Annotated in this window: 17 protein-coding genes; 8 read left to right on the top strand and 9 right to left on the bottom strand. The window is 72.5% G+C overall.

What is annotated here, in order from left to right:
* Window positions 1–98: 98 nt before the first annotated feature.
* The 3 genes from AB0B01_RS29840 to AB0B01_RS29830 form a co-directional block, all read right to left on the bottom strand.
* Window positions 99–1,298 carry a DUF5667 domain-containing protein gene (locus tag AB0B01_RS29840; protein ID WP_361725776.1) on the bottom strand — a complete coding sequence of 400 codons (1,200 nt, stop codon included), beginning with the start codon at window positions 1,296–1,298 and terminating at the stop codon, window positions 99–101.
* Between the two features lie 275 nt (window positions 1,299–1,573).
* Window positions 1,574–2,389, bottom strand: coding sequence for an ECF subfamily RNA polymerase sigma factor, BldN family (locus tag AB0B01_RS29835; protein WP_361725773.1), 816 nt, complete (start codon window positions 2,387–2,389; stop codon window positions 1,574–1,576).
* A 392-nt stretch (window positions 2,390–2,781) separates the two neighbouring features.
* On the bottom strand, window positions 2,782–3,723 hold the full coding sequence (locus AB0B01_RS29830; protein ID WP_361725771.1) for an HAD-IB family hydrolase: 942 nt from the start codon (window positions 3,721–3,723) through the stop codon (window positions 2,782–2,784).
* A gap of 106 nt (window positions 3,724–3,829) precedes the next feature.
* Here AB0B01_RS29830 and AB0B01_RS29825 point away from each other — a divergent pair, with 106 nt between their 5' ends.
* The 6 genes from AB0B01_RS29825 (at window position 3,830) to AB0B01_RS29800 (ending at window position 10,864) form a co-directional block, all read left to right on the top strand.
* Entirely contained in the window at window positions 3,830–4,108 is a 279-nt protein-coding gene (locus AB0B01_RS29825; protein ID WP_361725768.1) for a glutaredoxin family protein, read from the top strand.
* 273 nt (window positions 4,109–4,381) lie between these two features.
* Window positions 4,382–5,185 (top strand): redox-sensing transcriptional repressor Rex, encoded by an 804-nt coding sequence (locus AB0B01_RS29820; protein WP_361725765.1) that lies wholly within the window; start codon window positions 4,382–4,384, stop codon window positions 5,183–5,185.
* Window positions 5,182–6,894, top strand: coding sequence for a glutamyl-tRNA reductase (locus AB0B01_RS29815; RefSeq protein ID WP_361725762.1), 1,713 nt, complete (start codon window positions 5,182–5,184; stop codon window positions 6,892–6,894). Before AB0B01_RS29820 ends, AB0B01_RS29815 begins: the two co-directional genes overlap by 4 nt.
* On the top strand, window positions 6,891–7,859 hold the full coding sequence (gene hemC, locus AB0B01_RS29810; RefSeq protein ID WP_361725759.1) for a hydroxymethylbilane synthase: 969 nt from the start codon (window positions 6,891–6,893) through the stop codon (window positions 7,857–7,859). The genes AB0B01_RS29815 and hemC overlap by 4 nt, the downstream gene beginning before the upstream one ends.
* Complete coding sequence (locus AB0B01_RS29805; RefSeq protein ID WP_361725756.1) at window positions 7,856–9,523, top strand: bifunctional uroporphyrinogen-III C-methyltransferase/uroporphyrinogen-III synthase; 1,668 nt, start codon at window positions 7,856–7,858, stop codon at window positions 9,521–9,523. Before hemC ends, AB0B01_RS29805 begins: the two co-directional genes overlap by 4 nt.
* A gap of 66 nt (window positions 9,524–9,589) precedes the next feature.
* Complete coding sequence (locus AB0B01_RS29800; RefSeq protein ID WP_361725753.1) at window positions 9,590–10,864, top strand: HEAT repeat domain-containing protein; 1,275 nt, start codon at window positions 9,590–9,592, stop codon at window positions 10,862–10,864.
* Here the strand turns inward: AB0B01_RS29800 and AB0B01_RS29795 are convergent.
* From AB0B01_RS29795 to AB0B01_RS29785, 3 genes are read right to left on the bottom strand one after another with little or no spacing between them, the layout of a single operon-like run.
* Window positions 10,861–11,103, bottom strand: coding sequence for a DUF397 domain-containing protein (locus AB0B01_RS29795; protein WP_361725750.1), 243 nt, complete (start codon window positions 11,101–11,103; stop codon window positions 10,861–10,863). The two genes, AB0B01_RS29800 and AB0B01_RS29795, sit on opposite strands and share 4 nt — an antisense overlap.
* Window positions 11,100–11,756: a DUF5753 domain-containing protein gene (locus AB0B01_RS29790; RefSeq protein ID WP_361725747.1), complete on the bottom strand. Its 657-nt coding sequence runs from the start codon at window positions 11,754–11,756 to the stop codon at window positions 11,100–11,102. Before AB0B01_RS29790 ends, AB0B01_RS29795 begins: the two co-directional genes overlap by 4 nt.
* The gene (locus AB0B01_RS29785; RefSeq protein ID WP_361725744.1) at window positions 11,756–11,923 is read right to left on the bottom strand and encodes a helix-turn-helix domain-containing protein; all 168 of its coding nucleotides are present in this window, start codon (window positions 11,921–11,923) and stop codon (window positions 11,756–11,758) included. Before AB0B01_RS29785 ends, AB0B01_RS29790 begins: the two co-directional genes overlap by 1 nt.
* On the opposite strand from AB0B01_RS29785, the gene AB0B01_RS29780 reads away from it, so the two are divergent.
* On the top strand, window positions 11,847–12,455 hold the full coding sequence (locus tag AB0B01_RS29780; RefSeq protein ID WP_361725741.1) for an ATP-binding protein: 609 nt from the start codon (window positions 11,847–11,849) through the stop codon (window positions 12,453–12,455). The genes AB0B01_RS29785 and AB0B01_RS29780 overlap by 77 nt on opposite strands.
* Before the next feature lie 37 nt (window positions 12,456–12,492).
* On the opposite strand, the gene AB0B01_RS29775 is transcribed toward AB0B01_RS29780, so the two are convergent.
* Window positions 12,493–12,708: a hypothetical protein gene (locus AB0B01_RS29775; RefSeq protein WP_361725738.1), complete on the bottom strand. Its 216-nt coding sequence runs from the start codon at window positions 12,706–12,708 to the stop codon at window positions 12,493–12,495.
* 43 nt (window positions 12,709–12,751) lie between these two features.
* Window positions 12,752–13,489 (bottom strand): hypothetical protein, encoded by a 738-nt coding sequence (locus AB0B01_RS29770; RefSeq protein ID WP_361725735.1) that lies wholly within the window; start codon window positions 13,487–13,489, stop codon window positions 12,752–12,754.
* 204 nt (window positions 13,490–13,693) lie between these two features.
* On the opposite strand from AB0B01_RS29770, the gene hemB reads away from it, so the two are divergent.
* On the top strand, window positions 13,694–14,695 hold the full coding sequence (gene hemB / locus AB0B01_RS29765; RefSeq protein ID WP_361725732.1) for a porphobilinogen synthase: 1,002 nt from the start codon (window positions 13,694–13,696) through the stop codon (window positions 14,693–14,695).
* Between the two features lie 219 nt (window positions 14,696–14,914).
* Here the strand turns inward: hemB and AB0B01_RS29760 are convergent, their stop codons facing one another.
* Window positions 14,915–15,292: a hypothetical protein gene (locus tag AB0B01_RS29760; protein WP_361725729.1), complete on the bottom strand. Its 378-nt coding sequence runs from the start codon at window positions 15,290–15,292 to the stop codon at window positions 14,915–14,917.
* Window positions 15,293–15,594: the final 302 nt, after the last annotated feature.

The raw sequence follows: 15,594 nt of genomic DNA, 5'->3' as shown, positions 1-15,594 counted from the left end.
GTCGGCCTCCACCTCGGCGCGCGGCCCGCACCAGGAGGCCCGGCCCTGGGTGAGGGCCCCCGCGCGGGGGCCGAAGGGCCGACTGCTGTCCTGCGTGCCTACTCGGCGTCCTCCGCCTTGATGCCCAGTCCCGGGAGGAGTCCCGGGAGGAGCGGCGGCAGGGTGATGTCCGGCTGCGGTACGGCCGGGGAGGCCGCGGGGGCCGGGGTCCCCTGGCTCCCGGGCGGCTGCAGCAGGTCTCCCGCGCCGCCCAGCAGGCCGCCGGGCGCCGTGGAGGGCTTGCCTCCGGTCGCCGGGGGCGGGGTGGCGCTGGCCGACGGCGCGCCCGCCGCGGGGGCGGACTGCTGCGTGGCGGCGGGAGTGCTCGGCTTGGCCGGCGTACCCCCCGGACTGCGGGTCTGCTCGGGCGGCTTGGGTAGCAGGCCCTGCAGGGGCGCCACGTCTTCGTCTATGGCCTGGAAGACCGACTCGACCTCTCCGCCCACATCGGTGAGCTGCGCCGGGAGCTTCTCCCGGAGTCGGCCCCAGGCGTCGCGGTGCGAGCGGGAGAACGTGGACAGCGTCTGGATCGGGCCGAGCGAGCCGTCCCGTTCGTACGCGGCCTGGAGCAGGCGGTGGCCCTCGGCCGCGTCGTGGCTCATGCCCGCGAGGGCCCGGCGGATGGCGCCGAGCGACTCGTGGTCGAGTACGCCGGTCCGGCCGCGCTCCATCAGCCTGCGGGCCTCCGACAGCCGGTTCGAGGCCTGGTCGAGATAGAGCTCGCCCCGGTCCGCGTCCTCGTCGGCCATCCCGAGCTTCAGGTCCTCCATGCCCCGCTTGATGGGGTAGAGGGAGTCACCCGGCAGGGCGTCCGTGCTGGCAGCGGCCACGCCGCTGAAGGCCCCCGCGGCCACACCTACGGTGAGGCCGCCCGCTGCGATGCCCTTGGACCAGCGGGAGCGGGGCCGCAATTTCCGGAGCGAGGTCGCCCGGTGGGCGCCGCGGCCGGTCCGCTGCTCGGGCACCTGAGGGTCCGCAGCAGCACCGCCCCCGGCCCTTTCTTCCCTCACCATGGCCTCCATGGCGGCCACGAGCTGCGCTCGCTGCACCACTTTGACCTCGGGGTCCAGCACCGGGCGCGGCATTCTTTCGCCGAGCACGCTCGCCAGGGCCAACAGCCGGTCGTGGTCGGCAGATTCGGCAGGTGCCTCGGACTGCTCGGCCGCCGAGTCCGGTTCCGAAGGGTCGGACGGGGTCCGATCCTCCAGGGCCTGGGCGAAGGCGTTCGCCCGCCGGTGCGGAGTCACGTTCGCGATCACTGGCGGCACCTCCTCTCGTCATGACGATCGACTCCCCAAGGTGTCCGGAAGGTTGCCTTCCTTGGGCACATCCACTCTTTCGAGTGAGCGGCTTCGGGCAGGGCGTGTCCACAGGGAGCCTGCATTCCGCACAACGAGCGGCGCGGCACTTGGGTTACGGACGAAGGATGATCGGACCACAGCGTCATCGAGGGGTCACCGGTTGTGGATGAGGGGAAGAGACGGGAGGTGTGGGGGAGGGGTGTCGGGGCCGGCGGTGGGCCAGTGGGGGCGGGTCAGCGGGCGTCGTCCGGGAGCAGGCGGGCCAGGGTGCGCACCGCCCGGTACTGGAGCGTCTTGATGGCGCCCTCGTTCTTCCCCATCACCCGTGCGGTCTCGGCGACCGACAGGCCCTGGAGGAAGCGCAGGGTCACGCACTCCTGCTGCTGGGGATTGAGCTTGCGTACGGCTTCCAGCAAGGCGGCGTTGGAGAGGGACTCCAGGACCGAGTCCTCGGGGGACCGTTCCACCTCGTTCGCGTCCAGCATTTCGCCCGTGGTCACTTCCAGGCGGAACCGGCTCGACTTGAAGTGGTCGGCCACCAGGTTGCGGGCGATCGTCACGAGCCAGGCGCCGAAGTCGCGGCCCTGCCAGGTGAAGGTGGAGATGCGGCGCAGCGCGCGCAGAAAGGTCTCGCTGGTGAGGTCCTCCGCCGTCGCCTTGCCGCCGACGCGGTAGTAGATGTAGCGGTAGACGGTGTCGCTGTACTGGTCGTACAGCCGGCCGAAGGCCTCGGCCTCGCCGGCCTGCGCGCGCTCGACCAGGTCCATCATGCGGGCCTGGTCGCTGTCCGCGGTGGGGCGGCGGGCGGCGGGCGCGCTCGTGCCGGTGGCCGTGGCGCTTCCGCCTCCCCCCGTACGACCGCGTCTGCCCACCGTCGCTCCGCCGTCGGTCAGGGCGTAGCAAGGTCCGGCCGGGCCGAGGCCGGCAGGGACCGCGGCGGCGAAGGCGGGTACGGCGTACGCGGTGGGGACGAAGCCGCGCAGGTGGTCGAGGACCGTTGCGCGCAGCGTAGCCAGGCCCGAGGCGTCAACCCCGACAGGTGGGTACACGGGACTCCCAGAGGCAGAGCTTCCATCACGTGCAGTGCGAGACCGTTCACCCGTCGTGGCGACAGATGGGCGGTGGCATGCGTTTGAGGAGAATAACGCTTCGTACAGGCGGAGCTACACCCAGTTGCTCAAATCACCGGTTCCGACACTTCTGTTGCGTGTCGAAGGCATATTCGGTCGCAGTTGGTGATCGATTCTTGATCGGTTGGGTACGCGGAATGGACGCTTCCACGCTGGCTCGCGACCGAGTGGAGCAGACGTGCGGGCCGTCCGGGCAGCGGACGGGGCCCGGGGAAGGTCCGCCGGGGCGAGGGGCCGGGGGCGGGGCGGCGCAGGTCGGCGCGGCTCGGACCGCTGCGGTGCAGGCGGCGGCCGGAGGAGGGGTGGAGGGGCTACTTGCGGCGGCGGTGCAGCGCGATGGCGGCGGCGGCGCCGCCGGCGATCGCGCCGACCCCGGCGGCGGCCGGGACGCCGACCTTCACGGCCTTGCGGCCGGTGCGATAGTCGCGCAGCCGCCAGTCGTGGGCGCGGGCATGCTTGCGCAGTTTTGTGTCGGGATTGATCGCGTACGGATGCCCGACCAGCGACAGCATCGGAATGTCGTTGTGCGAATCGGAGTACGCTGCGCAGCGTTCGAGGTCCAGGCCCTCGGCGGCGGCCAGGGCGCGGACCGCCTCGGCCTTCGCGGGGCCGTGCAGCGGCTCGCCGACGAGGCGCCCGGTGTAGATGCCGTCCACCGACTCGGCGACGGTGCCGAGCGCACCGGTCAGGCCGAGGCGGCGGGCGATGATCGTGGCCGTCTCGACGGGGGCGGCGGTGACGAGCCAGACCTTCTGGCCGGCGTCGAGGTGGGCCTGGGCCAGGGCGCGGGTGCCGGGCCAGATCCGCTCGGCCATGTACTCGTCGTAGATCTCCTCGCCGATGGCCATGAGTTCGGAGACCTTGTGGCCCTTGACGATGGACAGGGCGCTGTCGCGGGCGTCCTGCATGTGCTCGGGGTCTTCCACGCCGGCGAGCCGGAACCAGGCCTGCTGCCAGGCGAAGCGGGCGAGTTCGCGGCGGTCGAAGAACTCGCGCTTGTACAGGCCGCGGCCGAAGTGGAAGATCGCGGCGCCCTGCATGACGGTGTTGTCGAGGTCGAAGAAGGCGGCGGCGAGGTCGTCGCCGGCGACCGGGAACTCCGGTTCGGCGGGCGGCTGCGGCTGCGGTGCCGGCTCCTCCGCCTCCAGGCGCTGCGCGGTCTTGCGGGCTGCCTCGGCCGAGGCCTCGCCTGCAAGCACGCTCCGCGCGGTGGCGGAGCGCCTACGGGGGGTGAGCCATCCCAGAGCGGCCATGACGCGAGCATAGCCACTGTGTTCGGGAGTTCCCGCACGGACGGGGTGCCACCGCGTTAACTCTTCGGGGCGCGGGTGTGACGCGGCGGCGCGGGAGAATGGGGGCATGAGTCCTCTGCTGCGTCGTAAGGAAAAGAAGCGTCCCGGCGAGCGCATGGTCACGCTCGTGGGGAAGCCGGGGTGTCATCTGTGCGAGGACGCGGAGGCGGTGATCGAGGCGGTCTGCGCCGAGGTCGGCGCGCCGTGGGAGAAGAAGGACATCACGCAGGACGCGGAGCTGTACCGCCTGTACTGGGAGCAGATCCCTGTAGTCCTGGTGGACGGCGAGCAGCACACCTTCTGGAGGGTGAACCCGGACCGGCTCAGGCGGGCATTGGAGGGCTGACCGCCCGGGCGGTTGCCATCATGGGCGTTTTGTGGGGTCTCGGGGGCGTATTGATGAGGAGTGTGTACCGTTTTGCCCCCCTCGGGATTTGAACGGGTTCAGCGTGTTGCGGGTTCCCGTCCCGCGCACCCCGACCGCGTGACCCCGGTCACTTTGCACGGACAAAGCGGACACAATCTTTGTGCACGCGTTCACAAAGACATAGCCTGCTTCCGACGGGGCGGTCTTGGGACAAGTGACCGCCTGCAGCCCCGCTCATCCCGCAGGAGCATCGTGGCAACTGGCCGAACTCACCGACCGGCGACCCGCAGCCGAGGTATTCCCGAGGCCACTGTCGCCCGGCTTCCGCTGTACTTGCGCGCACTCACCGCGCTCTCCGAGCGATCGGTGCCCACGGTGTCCTCGGAGGAGCTCGCGGCGGCCGCCGGAGTCAACTCCGCCAAGCTGCGCAAGGACTTCTCGTACCTCGGTTCGTACGGTACGCGCGGCGTCGGCTACGACGTCGAGTACCTCGTCTACCAGATCTCCCGTGAACTCGGCCTGACCCAGGACTGGCCGGTCGTCATCGTCGGCATCGGCAACCTCGGCGCGGCCCTCGCCAACTACGGCGGCTTCGCCTCCCGCGGCTTCCGCGTCGCGGCCCTGATCGACGCCGACCCGGCGATGGCCGGCAAGCCGGTCGCCGGCATGCCCGTCCAGCACACCGACGACCTTGAGAAGATCATCGAGGAGAACGGTGTCTCGATCGGCGTCATCGCGACGCCGGCCGGGGCGGCCCAGCAGGTCAGCGAGCGGCTCATCGCCGCCGGTGTCACCTCCATCCTGAACTTCGCGCCGACCGTCCTGTCCGTGCCGGACGGCGTCGACGTGCGCAAGGTCGACCTGTCGATCGAGCTGCAGATCCTGGCCTTCCACGAGCAGCGCAAGGCCGGCGAGGAAGCCGCGACGGCGGACGAGGCCGTCGCCCCCGCCGCGACCGCCGTCCCGCCCGCTGCCGCCGCCGCGGCGGCCGCGCAGACCGCCGCCGTGCGCAAGGCCGGCCCCGAGGGCGACGTCCCGGCGGTGATGCCGGCATGAGCCTGCTGGTCGTAGGGCTGAGCCACCGCAGCGCCCCCGTGAGCGTGCTGGAGCGAGCCTCCCTGTCCGCCGACGCGAAGGCGAAGCTGCTGCACGACACCCTCGCCGCCGAGCCGGCGACGGAGGCGGCGGTGCTCGCCACGTGCAACCGCATCGAGCTGTACGCGGACGTGGACAAGTTCCACGCCGGTGTGGCCGAGCTGTCGACGCTGCTCGCCCAGCACAGCGGGGTGGCGCTGGAAGAGCTCACCCCCTATCTGTACGTGCACTACGAGGACCGGGCCGTGCACCACCTCTTCTCGGTGGCGTGCGGGCTGGACTCGATGGTGATCGGCGAGGGCCAGATCCTCGGCCAGATCAAGGACGCGCTGGCCCTGGGGCAGGAGCTCCACACGGCGGGCCGGCTGATCAACGACCTCTTCCAGCAGGCGCTGCGGGTCGGCAAGCGGGCGCACTCCGAGACCGGGATCGACCGGGCCGGGCAGTCGCTGGTGACCTTCGGGCTGGAGCAGCTCACCGCCGGACGGGAACCGGTCGACGTGTGGGCCGCCGGCAAGCGGGCACTGGTGATCGGCGCCGGGTCGATGTCCTCGCTGGCCGCCGCCACGCTCGCGCGGGTCGGCGTCGCCGAGATCGCGGTCGCCAACCGGACCGCGGAGCGGGCGGAGCGGTTGGCCGAGATTCTGGTTGCCTCAGGCACTGGGGTGACGGCGCGCGCCGTGCCCATGGCCGCGCTCGCGGACGAGCTGACACGTGCCGACGTGGTGGTGTCCTGCACGGGCGCCACCGGACTGGTGCTGACGGCGGAGGACGTGGCCGAGGCCGTGTCCGCCGCCCCCGCCGGGCTCGTCCCAGCCGCGGACCCCGCGCCGCAGCCCCGGCCGTCGGCCGGAGTCGGTACGCCGCAGGCCCTCGGGCTCGACCCGGAGGTCGTGGCCCGGCTCGCCGCCGCCGCCCGGGCGGGCGGGCGGCTCGTGGACGCCGGAGCCGCGCGGGTCATCACCGCCGGAGCCGAGCGCGACGGGTGCCCCGTCGAGGTGCCGGCCGGGGACGGGCGCTCCGCGCTGACCGGGGTCGACGCCAACTCCCTCGAACTGCACGGCACCTGGGCCGACCAGGGCGAAGCGGCCGCGCAGCGGCAGCCCCGCAGGGGCGCCCGCAGCCAGGTCGACGCGGCCCCCGTACGCCTCGCCCTGCTGGACCTCGCCATGCCGCGCGACATCGACGCCGCCGTGCACCGCATCCCCGGCGTACGGCTCGTCGACATCGAATCGCTCGCCGAGGCCTCGGCCGACGCGCCGATGGCGGCCGACGTGGACGCCGTGCGCGCCCTCGTCACCGAAGAAGTGGCGGCCTTCGGCGCGGCCCAGCGGGCCGCCCACATCACGCCGACCGTCGTCGCCCTGCGCGCGATGGCCGCGGAGGTCGTCGCCATGGAAGTGGCCCGGCTCGACGGGCGACTGCCGGACCTGGACGATCGCCAGCGCGCCGAGGTCACCCAGACCGTACGACGCGTCGTCGACAAGCTCCTCCACGCGCCGACCGTGCGCGTCAAGCAGCTCGCGAGCGAACCCGGCGGCGCCGGCTACGCCGAGGCGCTGCGCGAACTCTTCGACCTCGACCCGCAGACGGTGGCCTCCGTCAGCAGGGCCGACGCCGACCCGGCCGGCCAGGCCGAACAGAACCACGACTCAGGACGGGCATCATGAATCCACGTCTCGACCAGCCCCTCCGGCTCGGCACGCGACGCAGCAAGCTGGCCATGTCCCAGTCCGGCCATGTCGCCGACGCGGTACGGGCGCTCACCGGCCGGCCCGTCGAGCTCGTGGAGATCACGACCTACGGCGACGTCTCCCGGGAGAACCTCGCGCAGATCGGCGGTACCGGCGTCTTCGTCACCGCCCTGCGCGACGCGCTCCTGCGCGGCGAGGTCGACTTCGCCGTCCACTCGCTGAAGGACCTGCCGACCGCGCAGCCCGAGGAGCTCGTGATCGCGGCCATGCCGCGGCGCGAGGACCCGCGCGACGCCCTCGTCGCCCGCGACGGACTGACCTTCGAGCAGCTGCCCGACGGAGCGCGGATCGGTACCGGTTCGCCGCGCCGGACGGCACAGCTCAACCATTACGCGCACGCCCTCGGCAAGCGCATCGAGACCGTCGCCATTCGGGGGAATGTCGACACCCGCATCGGGTTCGTCCGCGACGGAGAGCTGGACGCCGTCGTGCTCGCCGCCGCGGGACTGAACCGGATCGGCCGCAGCGCGGAGGTGACCGACTACCTGTCGGTCGACAACGTGCTGCCGGCCCCCGGTCAGGGAGCCCTGGCGGTCGAGTGCCTCGCGTCCGACGCGGAGCTCGTCGCCGCGCTCGGCGAGCTCGACGACCCGGTCACCCGGGCCGCCGTGACCGCGGAGCGTTCCCTGCTCGCCGCCCTGGAGGCCGGCTGCAGCGCACCCGTGGGCGCGCTCGCCGACCTGCTGGCCGACGGGCAGATTGTCAATGAAATGCGCCTGCGCGGCGTCGTCGGAACCCTCGACGGCTCGACGCTCGTGCAGCTGTCCACCACCGGTCCCGTGCCCCAGTCGTACGACGAGGCCATGGCGCTCGGCCGCGAACTCGCGGACGAGATGCTGGCCAAGGGCGCGGCCGGTCTGATGGGGGAGCGATCGCTTTGAACCCCTCACGTCCGACCACCTCCGCCTGTCCGGCCGTCGCCGCCCACGGACACGTCACCTTCCTCGGTGCCGGCCCCGGCGACCCGGGTCTGCTGACGCTGCGCGCCGTCGAGGCGCTCGGCGCCGCCGACGTGCTCATCGCGGAGCCCGAGGTGCTCGACGTCGTGCGCACACATGCGCGCACGGGCGTCGACACGCCACAGCTGACGATCGCTGACGAAGCGTCAGCGGCCGCCGGGCTGCCGGTGATCCGGGATGCGGCCAATCTTGTCATGGAGGCCGCGCGCTCCGGCAGGCGGGTCGTCCGAGCCGTCACCGGAGACCCCGGACTCGACGGCAACGCGGCCGCCGAGATGCTCGCCTGCGCCACCGAAGGCATCCCCTTCGAGGTGGTGCCCGGCGTCGCGACCGCCGTCGGCGTGCCCGCGTACGCCGGTGTGCCCCTGCGCGGTGAGCAGGGCGCCGACGTGCGCTTCGTGGACGCCCGCAACGCCTCGGCGCGCTGCTGGAGCGAGGTCGGCGCCAGCGACGGCACCGTCGTCGTCTCCGCGACGCTGGAGACGGTGCCGGGCGCCGCCGCCGAACTGGTGGCCGCCGGGCGCAAGCCCGAGACCCCGCTCACGGTGACGGTGGCCGGTACGACGACCCGCCAGCGCACGTGGAACGCCACCCTCGGCACCATCGCCCAGGTCTTCAAGCAGGGCAAGGTGCTCCCCTCGCCCGAGGGCGCCCGCCCGGTGATAGCCGTGGTCGGTGAGCAGGGTGCCGCCGCGCGCCGCGAGGAGCTGGCCTGGTTCGAGTCGAAGCCGCTGTTCGGCTGGCGGGTCCTCGTACCGCGCACCAAGGAGCAGGCCGCTTCGCTCTCCGACCAGCTGCGTTCGTACGGTGCGGTGCCGCACGAGGTGCCGACCATCGCCGTGGAGCCCCCGCGCACCCCGCAGCAGATGGAGCGGGCCGTGAAGGGCCTCGTCACCGGCCGCTACGAGTGGATCGCCTTCACCTCGGTGAACGCGGTCAAGGCCGTACGCGAGAAGTTCGAGGAGTACGGGCTCGACGCCCGCGCCTTCGCCGGGATCAAGGTCGCGGCGGTGGGCGAGCAGACCGCGGCCGCGCTGGTCGAGTTCGGTGTGAAGCCGGACCTGGTCCCCAGCGGGGAGCAGTCGGCCGCCGGACTGCTGGAGGACTGGCCGCCGTACGACCCGGTCTTCGACCCGATCGACCGCGTCTTCCTGCCGCGCGCCGACATCGCGACGGAGACGCTGGTCGCGGGCCTCATAGAGCTCGGGTGGGAGGTCGACGACGTCACCGCCTACCGGACCGTACGCGCGTCGCCGCCGCCCGCGGACACCCGCGAGGCGATCAAGGGCGGCGGCTTCGACGCCGTGCTCTTCACGTCGAGCTCCACGGTGCGCAACCTCGTCGGCATCGCCGGCAAGCCGCACAACGTCACGGTGATCGCCTGCATCGGGCCGGCGACCGCCAAGACGGCGGAGGAGCACGGCCTGCGCGTGGACGTGCTGTCACCGGAGCCGAGCGTGAGCAAGCTCGCGGAGGCGCTGGCCGAGTACGGCGCGGCGCGCCGCGAGGCCGCCAAGGAGGCCGGCGAGTCGGTCTCCCGGCCGAGCGAGCGTCGGCCGGGGGCGCGCAGGCGGCGTACGACCTGACGGTGGGCCGGTACTGAGCAGGGCCCGGGTGCGGTGTGCACCCGGGCCCTGTGGCATGTTCGGGCCATGGACCTGGACGAAGCGGTACGGGCGCTGTGCGCGGCAGTGGCGGCCTACGACTTCGCGGCGGCCGGGGCACTGGTGGAGGGCGGCGCCGACCCGGACCGCATCCTGCCGGACGGGACGACCCCGCTGCTGCGGGCCGTCGAGGGCGGCTCCCCGGCCACGGTGTCGGCGCTCCTGTGGTCCAGGGACCTCCCGGACCCGGCGCTGCGCCTGCCGCGGGCGGAGCGCGAGCGGCTGCTCGCCACGGCCCGGCACTGGTACGCGACGGGCGCGGAGGCGGAACTGCGCCGCCTGACCGGCGCCACGGGCCCGGCGCGGACCCGTACGGCCGAGGACGAGTGGTGCGAGGTCGAGGAGGTCACGCTCGACGGGCGAACGGTCCGCGCCGGGCACGGCGCCGTCCTGACCACCCTTGAGTCGGCGTTCGGCGTTCCGGCCCCGCTCGCGGAACTGGTGGCCCGCGCCGTCCGGCACCCCGACCCGTGCCACGTGGACTGGGCCGCGTCCCGCTTCGCGCTCGGGGAACGCCTCACCGAGGGCTCCCGGGAGACGGTGACGGCCCTGCGGCACCACCCGTCCCCCGACCACCGGCGCTTCGCCGTCGACTGGCTGCGCACGAGACAGTTCCTCGTGGACCCCGACGCGTACCCGCACCTCGGGGACGACCGCGCGTTCCTCGCCGCCTGGGCGGACGCGGAGACGGACCCCGCGGTGCTCGCCGAGGTGCTCGCGGCCCTCACCGAACACACCGTGGAACACCCGCGACTGGAGGCCGTCGGCCTCCGGTACGCCGACCACCCCGATCCGCGGGTACGCCGCGAGGTGACCGGCTGCCTCTGCTGGCACGACCGGCTGCTGACCCCGCAGGGCGCGGAGGCCCTGCACGCCTTGGCCCGCGACCCGGACGACGAGGTGCGCTTGGACGCGGCCGGGATCCTGCTCCGCGCGGGGGACGCGGATGCGGACGAGCTCCGGGGCGTCATCCGGGACCTGGTCCGGGACCCGGGGAGCCCGGTCCGGGGCGGGGCCGCGGAAGCGCTGGCCGACTCCGACGACCGGACGGCGGACGCCACGGCACTGCTGCTGGCCCTGCTGGACGAGGACGACCGGCTGATCCGCCTGGTCGGCGCCTACGGCCTGGCCCTACGGGACCACCCGCGCACGCCGGAGGCATACGCGCGGGTGGAGGAACTCGGCCCGATCCACCAGCACGACCACCGCGGGCTCGCGCTGGGGCACTGGCGGCAGAGGAACGAGCCGCCGGCCGACGGCTAGGCGGCGACCCACCGGGTGAGGCCGGTCCAGGCGGCGGGGGCGAGGGTGAGGCTGGGCCCGTCGGTGACCTTGGAGTCCCGGACGTGGACCCCGTCGGCGGGGCAGGCGGCCATCTCGACGCAGGCGACGCCGTCGCTGCCGCTGTAGGAGGACTTCTGCCAGGCGATGGCCACCTCCAGGCAGTCGCCGTCCTCGCTGCCGCTGTCGCTGGACTTGAACCACGTGAGTTGGGTGCTCATGGATCTCCTAGCAGACAGTCCAACAGGCCTTTGGTTTGATGGATGTTGAGGGCCTGCGACTGCAACATCGCGTACTTCTGAGCGAGGATGCTGACCTCGCTCGGATCTCGGATGAGGACGGTTCTCCGTTGGGCTTCCGAGTACGCCACGCGCTGGTGGTCCGTGGTTTCCAGGACGGTGAACGAGCCTGTGAGACCTGCGTGAGCGGTGAGACCCAGGGGTAGAACCTGGAGTGAGACACCGGGGCGGTCCGCGCAGAGACGAAGGTGGCGTAGCTGTCGCTGGTAAACCTCGTCGCCGCCAAGCCGGTCGCGCAGTGCGGCTTCCCCGATGATGAAACCGAGATTGGGCGGCACCTGACGGTGCAGAATTTCCTGGCGCTGGATGCGGCGAGCGGTTTCGAACTCGATCTTCTCCTCACCCCAGTACGGGACACGGCAGCCGAACACTGCCCTGGCATACCCTTCGGTTTGGAACAGGCCTGTTACGAGCATCGGTTCGTACGCGTACAGGGTGATGGCCTCGGCCTCGCAGGTGAAGTACTCCTCCGTCCACGGCGGCGCCACGTCCACCTCGGGCAGCCGGTCGGCGGCGACCGTCAGCAGTCCGGGGAGCCCCAGGAGCCGGTCCATCCGCTCGGCTACGTTCGGCATTAGGGCACGCCACCCTGCTCGATCGAGGCGATGGTCTCGACGTCCATGTGCAGCGCTGCGGCGAAGGCGCGCTGGGTCACTCCCTTGGCGATGCGGGCTGCCGCGACCTGTGCGCCGACCATCTTCATCGCATTCTCGTTGGGCCGAGACCTCTTACGTCGCGACATGGCTGTGAACTCCCCTTCGCTGCGCTTGAGGTGCCCGGACGAACCCGTACTCATCAAGGAGTACGGGTCGCCCGTCTACCCCACGGTAGTGACGGAGGGCGACGATCGACGTATGAACGTGGAAATCCAACCCACCCTGCTGCGTGAACGGGTCTACCCCCGCAGTCGCCAATCCGTCAGCACTGCCAGGGAGTTCACGCGAGTGACACTGCACGCGTGGGGTGTCACATGCCGCCGCGACGACGTGTTGCTCTGCGTGAGCGAGCTGGCGACCAACGCCCTGCTGCACGGGGTCCCGCCCGGCCGGGGCTACCGGCTGAGGCTGCTCCGGTTCGGGGAGGCGGTCCGCGTGGAGGTGCACGGCAGCGGCGGCGGGCGGCCGCGCGTCGAGGACCGGGACCCCGGGGCCGAGGGCGGGCGCGGGCTGCTGCTGGTCGCGGCGGTCGCGGACCGGTGGGGGGTCAGGGCGCGGGTGCCGGGCAAGGTGGTGTGGTGCGAGTTCGGGCTCGGGTTCGTACCCAGGCGGGATTGAGTAGCTGTGCGGACCCGGGGACCACCAAGGACGGGGTTCAGTGCCCCATGACCGACCTGACAGACGACCGCGACCGGCGGGCCTTCATCGCAGCGCTGGCCGCCACCCTGCTGACGCTGCCGCCGGCCTTCGTGTCGGGGCTGGTGGGTGTGCTGGGGCTGTTGGTGTGGTGCTGGGCGCTGCCGTGGCGGACGCGGAACGCCGCCCGGCGGGTCGGGATCGCGGTCGCCCCGCCCGCCGTGGTGCTGCTCAACGCGGTGGTGTTCTGGGGTCTGCTCGACCTGCCGTGGACCGCCTCAGCGCTGGGCCTGCTGGAGCCGGGAGATCTGCTGGGCGATCAGGGCGGGCGGGAACTCGCGTGGGTCGAGGCCTCCGACCGACAGTTTCGTGAAGGTCACGACGACGCTCCCCGTGCGGACCACCGTGTACTGGGTCACGTGCGGGCCCATCTCTGTCGGGGCGGTGATCTCGAACTGCACTGCTTCGTCCCCGAGCTGCGGGGCGGGAGCGCCGGTGACGGTGCCCTTGTAGGTCATGGTCGGGGCGGGGGCCGGGCTCTCGTAGTACCGGCAGGTGCTCAGCCCCTCGCGCACCTCCGCGAACACCGCCACCGCGCCGGAGTTCCCGTACGAGGCGAGGGTGGAGTTGCCGCCGTTCATGTCGTTCTTCCAGTTGAAGGTCTGCTCCACCACGGCCGGAGCGGGGCGCGAGGGCCGCCGGGCATGGACGGCCGCCAGTAGCTGCTCGCAGGCGGCGTCGGACACCTCGGACTTCCGGTCGCCGGCCCGGGTCTTGCGGACGGAGACCGGGTGGCCGTACGCCTCCGGGCTCTCCTCGCCCGGCAGTGCGGCCGCCACCAACTCCGCGGCGGTCAGCGGGCGGCTCGCAGGAGCCGGGGCAGCGGGGAGCGCGGGCGGTGCCGGCGGCTCGGACGCCGACTTCGCGGGGTCCGCCTCGCAGCCGGCGACGGCCAGTGCGGCGACCGCCAGCAGGGCCGTAAGGCCGCAAGCCCGTCGTGCAAGGTGTATCGGCATGGTCTGGCCCCCGGAACGGTACGGATGATCAGGCGGAGGCTATCGGCGGCGACACGCCGTCACCAGGGGCTTTCCGCCTGTCGGACCGGACCGGCTCTGTGCGCGTACTGTCGGCCGAGCCGGGCAGCCGGGGCCCGACGAGATCCGCAAGAGACCGCCTACGCTTGTTCCGACTGCTGTCGAAGCTCGAAGAGGCGACTGAAGATGAGCACGTACGGATCCTTCCCCGGGTCGCGGCCGCGGCGGCTGCGCACCACCCCCGCCATGCGGCGGATGGTCGCGGAGAACCGGCTGCACCCCTCGGACCTGATCCTCCCGGCGTTCGTGCGCGAGGGCATCAGCGAGCCCCTGGCCATCTCGGCGATGCCGGGCGTGGTCCAGCACACCCGGGACACGCTGCGCAAGGCCGCGGTGGAGGCCGTCGAGGCGGGCGTGGCGGGGATCATGCTGTTCGGTGTCCCGGCCGACGAGAACAAGGACGCGCTGGGGACCGCGGGCACCGAGCCGGACGGGATCCTGCAGGTCGCCATCCGCGACGTGAAGGCGGAGGTCGGCGACGACCTGGTGATCATGTCCGACCTGTGCCTGGACGAGTACACCGACCACGGCCACTGCGGCGTCCTGGACGAGCACGGCCGCGTCGACAACGACGCGACGCTGGAGCGGTACGCGGAGATGGCCCAGGTCCAGGCGGACGCGGGCGTCCACGTGGTCGGCCCGAGCGGGATGATGGACGGCCAGGTCGGCGTCATCCGTGACGCGCTGGACGAGACGGGCCACGAGGACGTCTCGATCCTCGCCTACACGGCGAAGTACTCGTCCGCGTTCTACGGTCCGTTCCGGGAGGCCGTCGCCTCCTCGCTGCAGGGCGACCGCAAGACGTACCAGCAGGACCCGGCGAACGCGCGGGAGTCGCTGAAGGAGCTCGCCCTCGACCTGGAGGAGGGCGCGGACATGGTGATGGTCAAGCCGGCCGGCCCCTACCTGGACATCCTGTACCGGGTCGCACAGGCCGTGGACGTCCCGGTGGCGGCGTACCAGATCAGCGGCGAGTTCGCGATGATCGAGGCGGCGGCGGAGAAGGGCTGGATCGAGCGCGACCGGGCCATCCTGGAGACCCTGCTGGGCATCAAGCGGGCGGGCGCCGACACGATCCTGACGTACTGGGCGACGGAGGTCGCCGGCTGGCTGCGCGAGACGCGCTGACGAGGCCCCGTCAGCGCAGCGGCCACACGCGGGCGGCACCGGGCCGCGGCCCGGTGCGCCAGCACCGCCAACAGACGAGGGCCCACGCAAGAGCCCTGGTCCGCACCCCGGCCCGAGGCCACCGTCTTGCCCGCTGCGCTCTGCCCATGGGGGGAGCGTAGGGAGGGACGGAGGTGGGGGCGGAGGGGGCGAGGGGGAGTTCGTCAGCTCGCGGCGGCGTCAGCTCGGCCAGTCGACGAGCGCGGCGAACACGAGGTAGTCCAGCATCACGGCGGCCGGGGCGAACAGCGCGAGCACGACGCGCCGGGCGGCGTTCCGCCGCTGCCAGGGCAGCGCCCAGCAGGCCACCAGCAGGACCAGGACGACCAGCAGGCCGGCGGTGAAGGTGGGGAAGGCCACCTCGTAGGAGGCGTCGAACCGGTCAGCGACGTCGCCGTTGCAGGAGTCGCAGGCCATGGGCGACATCCCGACGGTGAAGAACGCGACGAGGGCCGCCGGCAGCGTCACCAGGGTGGACACGAGCGGCGCGATGAAGGCGCGGCGGTGGGGGGAGTCGGGCGAGTCGGGCGAGGTGTCCGGGGCGGGGTGCTCGTTCATGGACCGTAGTCAACTGCGGCGGTGAGCGGAGCACATGAGCGCAGATACTCACGTCGGGGCGCCTTCGGGGGGCGGGGGCTGGGTACATCGGAGCCGTACTCGGCGAGGGGGCTTCGGGGCGGGATGCCCGCGGGCGGGGGTGGGAGGCGGGCGGCGGCTTTGGGGGCCGGGATGCCGGCACCCGGGGTCGGTGGGGTTCCGGGGGCGTCCCGTCAGTCGACTGTCCTTCCGTGTCGGTCCGGGCCGTCAAGGGCGCTCCTTCGTCGCGTCGCTTCGCGATGGCCTTCGGCCACCCTTGACTG

Source organism: Streptomyces sp. NPDC044571 (assembly GCF_040647115.1).
Taxonomy (GTDB): Bacteria; Actinomycetota; Actinomycetes; order Streptomycetales; family Streptomycetaceae; genus Streptomyces.
This window is presented reverse-complemented; position numbering and strand designations above follow the sequence as displayed.

What these genes read in the sequence shown, in the direction of transcription:
- AB0B01_RS29830 (WP_361725771.1), bottom strand. Translation starts at nt 3,723, where the DNA reads ATGGCCGCTCTGGGATGGCTCACCCCCCGTAGGCGCTCCGCCACCGCG.
- AB0B01_RS29825 (WP_361725768.1), top strand. Translation starts at nt 3,830, where the DNA reads ATGAGTCCTCTGCTGCGTCGTAAGGAAAAGAAGCGTCCCGGCGAGCGC.
- AB0B01_RS29815 (WP_361725762.1), top strand. Translation starts at nt 5,182, where the DNA reads ATGAGCCTGCTGGTCGTAGGGCTGAGCCACCGCAGCGCCCCCGTGAGC.
- hemC (WP_361725759.1), top strand. Translation starts at nt 6,891, where the DNA reads ATGAATCCACGTCTCGACCAGCCCCTCCGGCTCGGCACGCGACGCAGC.
- AB0B01_RS29800 (WP_361725753.1), top strand. Translation starts at nt 9,590, where the DNA reads ATGGACCTGGACGAAGCGGTACGGGCGCTGTGCGCGGCAGTGGCGGCC.
- AB0B01_RS29795 (WP_361725750.1), bottom strand. Translation starts at nt 11,103, where the DNA reads ATGAGCACCCAACTCACGTGGTTCAAGTCCAGCGACAGCGGCAGCGAG.
- AB0B01_RS29790 (WP_361725747.1), bottom strand. Translation starts at nt 11,756, where the DNA reads ATGCCGAACGTAGCCGAGCGGATGGACCGGCTCCTGGGGCTCCCCGGA.
- AB0B01_RS29780 (WP_361725741.1), top strand. Translation starts at nt 11,847, where the DNA reads ATGCGGGCTGCCGCGACCTGTGCGCCGACCATCTTCATCGCATTCTCG.
- AB0B01_RS29785 (WP_361725744.1), bottom strand. Translation starts at nt 11,923, where the DNA reads ATGTCGCGACGTAAGAGGTCTCGGCCCAACGAGAATGCGATGAAGATG.
- AB0B01_RS29770 (WP_361725735.1), bottom strand. Translation starts at nt 13,489, where the DNA reads ATGCCGATACACCTTGCACGACGGGCTTGCGGCCTTACGGCCCTGCTG.
- hemB (WP_361725732.1), top strand. Translation starts at nt 13,694, where the DNA reads ATGAGCACGTACGGATCCTTCCCCGGGTCGCGGCCGCGGCGGCTGCGC.
- AB0B01_RS29760 (WP_361725729.1), bottom strand. Translation starts at nt 15,292, where the DNA reads ATGAACGAGCACCCCGCCCCGGACACCTCGCCCGACTCGCCCGACTCC.